We start from the raw sequence: 2,598 nt of genomic DNA on the forward strand, positions 1-2,598 counted from the left end.
GACGCGCAGGAGGTGACCGACGCCCTGCGCCAGGTGCTGGACCAGCTGCGGCCGGGTCGCGGAGCGCAGCAGCACGACGCCGTCCACGCCGGCCGAGCCGTCGCCGCGCCGCAGCGAACCCGACCAGCCCAGGCCGTCCAGGCGCGCGAGGGCACGGCCGACCTCGTGCCGCTCGTCCGCGGCGATCTTGCCACGCAGCTCGACGCCCAGGGCGTCCATGCCGGCGGGCCACTGACGCCGTGGCGCGATCTCGATGCCCGGCCGGTCCAGGCCGGCCCGGACCCCCCGGACGGTGGCGGCGTCGACCGCCGCGTCCAGCGGCAGGCCGCCGCACAGGTCGCACCGCCCGCACCGCCAGTCCGCCACCAGGTCGGGGTCGTCCAGCTCGGCGCGGAGGAACGCCATCCGGCAGCTCGCGGGCGCGAGGCGCTGGTAGTCCAGCATCGCCTGCTGCTCGGCCTCGCGGGTCGCGGCCACGCGGGCGTACCGCTCGGTGTCGTAGTGCCACTCCCGGCCGGTCGGCTCCCAGCCGCCCCGCACCCGCCGCACCGCGCCGTCGACGTCGAGCACCTTGAGCATGGTCTCGAGCCGGTTGCGGCGCAGGTCCACCTGCGTCTCCAGCGCCGCCGTGGACATGGTGCCGCCCCGGAGGGCGGCCAGCGTCGCCCGGACCGACCGCTCCGGCGGGAACGCCAGCGAGCCGAAGTAGCCCCAGATGTCCTGGTCCTCCCGGCCGGGCAGGAGGACGACGTCGGCGCGGTCGACCCCGCGGCCCGCGCGCCCCACCTGCTGGTAGTAGGCGATCGGTGAGGACGGGGCGCCGAGGTGGACCACGAACGCCAGGTCTGGTTTGTCGAAGCCCATCCCGAGGGCGGAGGTGGCCACCAGGGCGCGGACGCGGTTCGCCTTGAGGTCCGCCTCGAGCAGCTCCCGCTCGGCGGTGTCGGTCTGCCCCGTGTACGGGCGCACCTCGTGACCCGCCGCCCGCAGCTGCTCGGCGACCTGCTGCGCCATGGCGACCGTGAGCGTGTAGACGATGCCCGAGCCCTCGTGGCTGCCCAGGTACTGGGCGAGCCAGGCGACGCGGCTCGCCTGGTCCGCCAGCGGGAGGACCCCGAGGTGCAGGGACGGCCGGTCGAGGGAACCGCGCAGCACGAGCACGTCCCCGTCGTGGCGCCCGACGCCGAGCTGCTCGGCGACGTCGGCGCTCACCCGCGCGTTGGCGGTCGCGGTGGTGGCGAGCACCGGGATCCCGTCGGGGAGCCCGTCGAGCAGCGTGCGGATGCGGCGGTAGTCGGGCCGGAAGTCGTGCCCCCAGTCCGAGATGCAGTGGGCCTCGTCGACGACGACGAGGCCGGCGCTCTCGGCGAGTCGGGGGAGGACCTCGTCGCGGAAGCCCGGGTTGTTGAGCCGCTCGGGCGAGCAGAGCAGCACGTCGACGTCGCCCGCGGCGATGGCGGCGTGGATCCCGTCCCACTCGGAGACGTTCGCGGAGTTGATCGTCACCGCCCGGATGCCCGCCCGCGACGCAGCGGCGACCTGGTCGCGCATGAGCGCGAGGAGCGGGGAGATGATCACGGTCGGCCCGGCGGGCGGGCGCCCCACCGCCCCCTCCCGCAGGAGCGCCGTCGCGACGAAGTAGACGGCGGACTTGCCCCACCCGGTCCGTTGCACCACCAGCGCCCGCCGCCGGTGCGCCACCAGGGCCTCGATGGCGGTCCACTGGTCCTCCCGCAGCCGTGCGTCGGCCCGGCCGACCAGCGCCCGCAGCGCGGCCTCGGCCCGCTCCCGCAGGGGCGTCGGCGCCGTGGTCGCACCGGTGATCGCGCCGGGCGTGTCCGCCATGGTCATTCCTTCCGTCCGCTGCCACGTTCTCACACCCGCCCGCGCCGGCGGCGGTGGCAGGTGGACGGCGACGCCCGGGCACGAGGAGGGCGGTGCACCGGACGCCCGCAGGGCCGGCTCCGGGGCGGAGCCGGCCCTGCGGGCGCGGTGCTGATGGTGCGGTGGTGCTACTTGCCGTCCCAGTCACCGACCAGGACGGTGTCGCGGGCGTGGCCGAAGGTGATGACCTGGTCGGGGCTGCCGGACGTGAGGGCGTTCCAGATGGAGTACCGGCTCCCGTTCCGTACCGCCAGGGTGTCGCTCCCGTTGCCGTCCCAGTCACCCACCAGCACGGTGTCGCGTCGGTGGTCGCGGTAGTAGCCGCGGTGCCGGCCGGCCGCGCCGCGGAGCGTGAGGACCTGGTCCGGCTCCTCGGCGGTGAAGGAGTTCCAGACGGAGTACCGGTTCCCCTGCCGTACCGCCAGGGTGTCGGTCCCGTTGCCGTCCCAGTCGCCGACCAGGACCTTGTCGTTGCGGTGACCGAACCTGATCACCTGGTCCGGCAGGCCGGAGGTGAGGGTGTTCCAGACGGAGTACCGGTTGCCGTCCCGTACCGCCAGGGTGTCGGTCCCGTTGCCGTCCCAGTCGCCGACCAGGACGGTGTCGCGGCGCTCACCGAGGGTGAGGACCTGGTCCGGCTCCGCACCGGTCAGGGAGTTGAAGATGGAGTACCGGTTCCCCTGGCGCACGGCCGGCGTGTCGGTCCCGTCACCG

At 75.0% G+C, this 2,598-nt stretch carries 1 protein-coding gene and 1 pseudogene; both read right to left on the minus strand.

What is annotated here, in order from left to right; all coding sequences use genetic code 11:
- On the minus strand, positions 1-1,851 hold a 1,851-nt coding region (locus ACYC1Z_RS15110; protein ID WP_461410334.1), incomplete at its 3' end, for a RecQ family ATP-dependent DNA helicase.
- 161 nt (positions 1,852-2,012) lie between these two features.
- Positions 2,013-2,598, minus strand: a pseudogene (locus ACYC1Z_RS15115) (alkaline phosphatase); the annotation flags it as partial.

It is taken from the genome of Georgenia sp. (genome assembly GCF_054605595.1).